The following is a 3,942-nucleotide window of genomic DNA, read 5'->3' as shown; positions in this document are numbered from 1 at the left end:
CCACCCGACCGGCGCCCACGACGCCTTCCCCGCCCCGGCCACGGCGGCCCTCGCCGGAGCGCCCGGCCCGCTCGCCAGCCCCGTCAACGCCGGCTGGTTCCCCGACGGCGGCGTGCCCGGCCGCACCTCGGGCAACGTGCCCGACCACACGTCCGGCAGCGGTGCGGACCCTGACTCCAGCGGGCGGGACCGTACGTCCGGCGGGCCCTATCGCGGGCGGAGGCGGCGGCACGAGCGGCTGGCCGAGGAGCCCGCGTTCGCGTCGGACCTGCCGTCGCGCGGCCGCCGCCACCGCCGCCAGCAGCCCGGCCCGCCGGACGTCCACGGTCCCCGTCCCGGCGGTGCGCCGCAACCCGCCAGGGCGCCGTACGCCGGCCGGCAGGAGCAGGGGCAGCACGGTCCTGCGGGTCGCGCGCAGTCCAGGCGGCCCGGCGAGGCGCGCGGTGCCGAGGCGTTCGTGCAGGACCTGCCGCTGAGGGGACGCAGGCACCGCAGGACGACCCGCCCCGACGACGGCCGTCAACTCGCAGGCGCGGGCGCCACCCGTCCCGGAAGAGGACGCCACCGCGCCTGACCGCGTCCCCCTAAACGAGCCCGTGGTCGGCGGCGAAGGCGGCCAGCTGGGAGACGGCGTCGCGGCCGCGCGTCCACGGCCGTACGATGAGCCGTTCCACGCCGAGCACCTCCCAGACGGGCACCTCGTCGGGGGAGGCCAGCGCGTAGGCGTGCACCGTCACGGGCACCCCCGGCCCGAGCCGGTCGAGCTGCGGCCTGATCGACTCGATCGTGTGCGGCATGCTGATCCAGCCGTCGCAGAGCCGGGCCGCCCTGCGCAGGGCGGCGGCCGACTCCCCACCCGCGAGCACGGGCAGCCGCCTCTGCACCGGCTTCGGCTCGAACGCGACCTCCGGGAATGAGTAGAACCTCCCGGAATGAGCGACCACCGGCTCGCTCCAGAGTCGCCTGACCACCTCGATCGCCTCGTCCAGCCGCGCCCCGCGCGTGCCGAACGGGATGCCGGTCGCCTCCCACTCCCCTCGGTACCAGCCCGCGCCGACCCCGCAGATGGCCCGTCCCGACGAGACGACGTCCAGCGTGGCGAACGCCCGCGCCGACACGAAGGGGTGCCGCAGGGCGAGGAGCTGCACCGCCGTGCCGAGCTTGACGCGGGAGGTGAACGCGGCGAGCCAGCACAGACACGCGGGCGCGTCGAACAACGGCGTACCCGGTCTGATCCCCGGCGCGGTGCCGCCCGGGTAGCCCGCCGTCGACAGGTCGGTGGTGAAGACCAGGTGCTCGGGCAGCCACACCGACTCGAAGCCCAGCTCGTCCGCGGCCACCGCCACGTCCTTCCACGCGGCGGGATTCAGCAGCCCGAGGGGGACACCGAACTTCACGGGTACCGCCCCGGGCCGCCGCCGAGCACGGCGGTGCGCAGGCGTGCGCGGTGAGCGGCCGCGGTGCCGTACGCGGCGGACAACGCCCAGGCCCGCGCGAGCCAGAACCGCAGATCCAGCTCCTCGGTGTACCCGATCGCCCCGTGCACCTGCAGCGCCGCCCGCGCCGCCAGGCCGGCGGCCTCCCCCGCGGCGGCCTTGGCGGCGCTGACGTCCCGTTCGGCGCTGGGCCGCGGCGCCCCGGCCGGCCCTCCCGCCGAGAGGGCCGCCCGGTGCACGAGGGGCGCGGCGAACTCGACGGCCACGGCGACGTCCGCGAGCCGGTGCTTGACGGCCTGGAACGACCCGATGGCCGCCCCGAACTGCGTCCTGGCCCGCGCGTACGCGACGGTGACCGCGAGCAGTTCCCTGGCGACTCCGATGAGCTGCGCCGCCGTGGCGACGGTGACGGCGAGCAGCGCGGACTCGACCGGCCCTGCCAGTTCCTCCGACACGTCGAAGTCCACCTCGAACAGCGGCCGGCACGGATCGACGCCGGGGCGGGGCGCGAGGCGTACGGACTCCTTGCGGACCAGATGCCAGCCGCCTGCCCGCGCCACCACCAGCAGGTCGGCCAGGTCGGCGTCCGGCGCGTACGCCTGTCCCGGAGGCAGCACGCTCACGCACACCGTGCCGGAGGCCAGGCCGGGCAGGCTCGCCACCAGGTACGGCGCCAGCACGGCGGTCTCCACGACGGGCCCAGGAAGGCACGCCCGCCCTGTCTCCTCCAGCGCCGGCAGGACGTCGGCCGGCGACAACCCCAGGCCGCCGGAATCCGCGGGCAGCAGCAGCCCGAAGAAGCCGAGGCCGGCGAGCTGTTTCCAGGCGGGCCGCCGCTCGGTGCGCAGCGCGGACGGCGGGCAGTGCGCCCGCAGCACGTCGCGTACGGTCGCGCCCAGGGCGAGCTGGTCGCCGGTGAAGCCGAAGTTCACCGCCGCACCCCCGCCCTGGGCAGCCCGAGGACACGTTCGGCGATGATGGTGCGCTGGATCTCGTTCGTTCCCGCGTAGATGGGGCCCGCCAGCGCGAACAGGAACCCGTCCAGCCAGGCCGTGTCGCCCGCCCGGTCGCCGAGCAGGTCCATGGCGAGGGCGTGCATGCGCAGGTCCAGCTCGGACCAGAACACCTTACCCATGCTGGCCCGCGGCCCGGCTTGCTCGCCCGCCATGAGCCGCCGCGCGGTGGCGTACGTGTGCAGCCGGTACGCCTCCGCGTCTATCCAGCATCGGGCGGCCCGGTCGGCGAGGTCGGGGTCGGCGTCGCGGGCGAGCGCGACGAGCCGATCGGCGGTGGCGAGGAAACGTCCGGGGCTGCGCAGGGTCAGTCCGCGTTCGGACGAGGTGGTGGCCATCGCGATCCGCCATCCGTCGCCCGGCTCGCCCAGCACCATCGACTCCGGCACGAACACTCCGTCGAAGTGCAGTTCGGCGAACCCGGGCAGCCCGTCGAGCTGCGCGAGCGGCCGGACGACGACGTCGTCCATGGGGAACATGACGTACGTGAGGCCGTGGTGGCGCGTGCCGGAGGTGCGGAAGAGGCCGAATCCGTGGGTGGCGTGGGCGGCGCGCGAGCTCCACGTCTTGTGGCCGTACAGCCGCCGGCCGCCGGGCGCGGGCTCTGCTCTGGAGGTGAGGGCGGCCAGGTCGCTGCCGGCCTCGGGCTCCGACCAGGCCTGAGCCCAGACGTCGTCGCCCCTCGCCATCCGCGGCAGCCAGCGGTCGCGCTGCTCGGGCGTGCCGAATGCCATGAGGGACGGCCCCAGAAGGAAGATGCCGTTCTGGGTCACCCGGGCGGGAGCTCCGGCGGCCCAGTACTCCTCCTCGAAGATCAGCCAGTCGATGAGGGAGGCGCCGCGTCCGCCGTACCGCTCGGGCCACGAGACGACGGACAGCCGCGCCCCGGCCAGCAGCGCCTCCCAGGCGCGGTGTGCCGCGAAGCCCTCCGCGGTGTCCATGGGAGGGAGCGGTCGCGGCACGTGCGCGCGGAGCCAGTCACGAACCTCGGCTCGGAAGTCCCGCTCGGCCGGGGAGAAGTCGAGGTCCACGTAACCAACCTAGCGCACGCTTGGTTCGCGTGCCAGGGGTCAACCGTGGAGCGCCCGTTCCAGCGCCGCCACCCGCGCCTCCACGGCTCCGCGGCTGAGCGCGGTGCCGGGCACCACGACGTCGAACCCGTGGAACGCCCCGGGATACAGGTGGAACTCCGTCGACACTCCTGCCTGCGCCAGCCGCAGCGCGTAGCCGGCGCACTCGTCCCTGAACACCTCCAGCTCCCCCACGTCGACGAACGTGGGCGGCAGCCCGGCTAGGTCGGCCGCCCTGGCCGGGGCCGCGTACGGGGAGACGTCGTCCGTGCCGATCGCGTCGCCGAGCAGCGCCCTCCAGCCGTAGAGGTTGGAGGCCCTGTCCCACCCCACCGCCTCGGTGAACTCCAGGCTGGACGGCGTGGTGTTGCGGTCGTCGAGCATCGGGCAGACCAGCAGCTGGAACGCCACCCCCGGCCCACC

At 75.2% G+C, this 3,942-nt stretch carries 4 protein-coding genes and 1 pseudogene; 1 reads left to right on the top strand and 4 read right to left on the bottom strand.

Translation table 11 applies throughout. The annotated features are described in order from the left end of the window. Positions 1 to 574, top strand: a pseudogene (locus tag GUY59_RS46355) (hypothetical protein); the annotation flags it as partial. Between the two features lie 10 nt (positions 575 to 584). Here the strand turns inward: GUY59_RS46355 and GUY59_RS46350 are convergent. The 4 genes from GUY59_RS46350 to GUY59_RS46335 form a co-directional block, all read right to left on the bottom strand. Beyond that, positions 585 to 1,397, bottom strand: a complete 813-nt coding sequence (locus GUY59_RS46350) for a TIGR03619 family F420-dependent LLM class oxidoreductase (RefSeq protein WP_138208716.1) — start codon at positions 1,395 to 1,397, stop codon at positions 585 to 587. Continuing rightward, positions 1,394 to 2,368, bottom strand: coding sequence for an acyl-CoA dehydrogenase family protein (locus tag GUY59_RS46345; protein WP_138208715.1), 975 nt, complete (start codon positions 2,366 to 2,368; stop codon positions 1,394 to 1,396). The genes GUY59_RS46350 and GUY59_RS46345 overlap by 4 nt, the downstream gene beginning before the upstream one ends. Beyond that, a complete protein-coding gene (locus GUY59_RS46340; RefSeq protein WP_138208714.1) occupies positions 2,365 to 3,480 on the bottom strand; it encodes an acyl-CoA dehydrogenase family protein in 1,116 nt (371 codons plus the stop codon). The genes GUY59_RS46345 and GUY59_RS46340 overlap by 4 nt, the downstream gene beginning before the upstream one ends. A gap of 39 nt (positions 3,481 to 3,519) precedes the next feature. Beyond that, positions 3,520 to 3,942: alpha/beta hydrolase fold domain-containing protein (locus GUY59_RS46335; RefSeq protein ID WP_161715111.1), on the bottom strand; the 423-nt coding region annotated here is incomplete at its 5' end.

Source organism: Nonomuraea sp. K271 (assembly GCF_009908215.1).
Classification (GTDB): domain Bacteria; phylum Actinomycetota; class Actinomycetes; order Streptosporangiales; family Streptosporangiaceae; genus Nonomuraea; species Nonomuraea longispora.
Note: the sequence above shows the minus strand (reverse complement) of the source record. Positions and strands in the feature narration are given on the sequence as shown.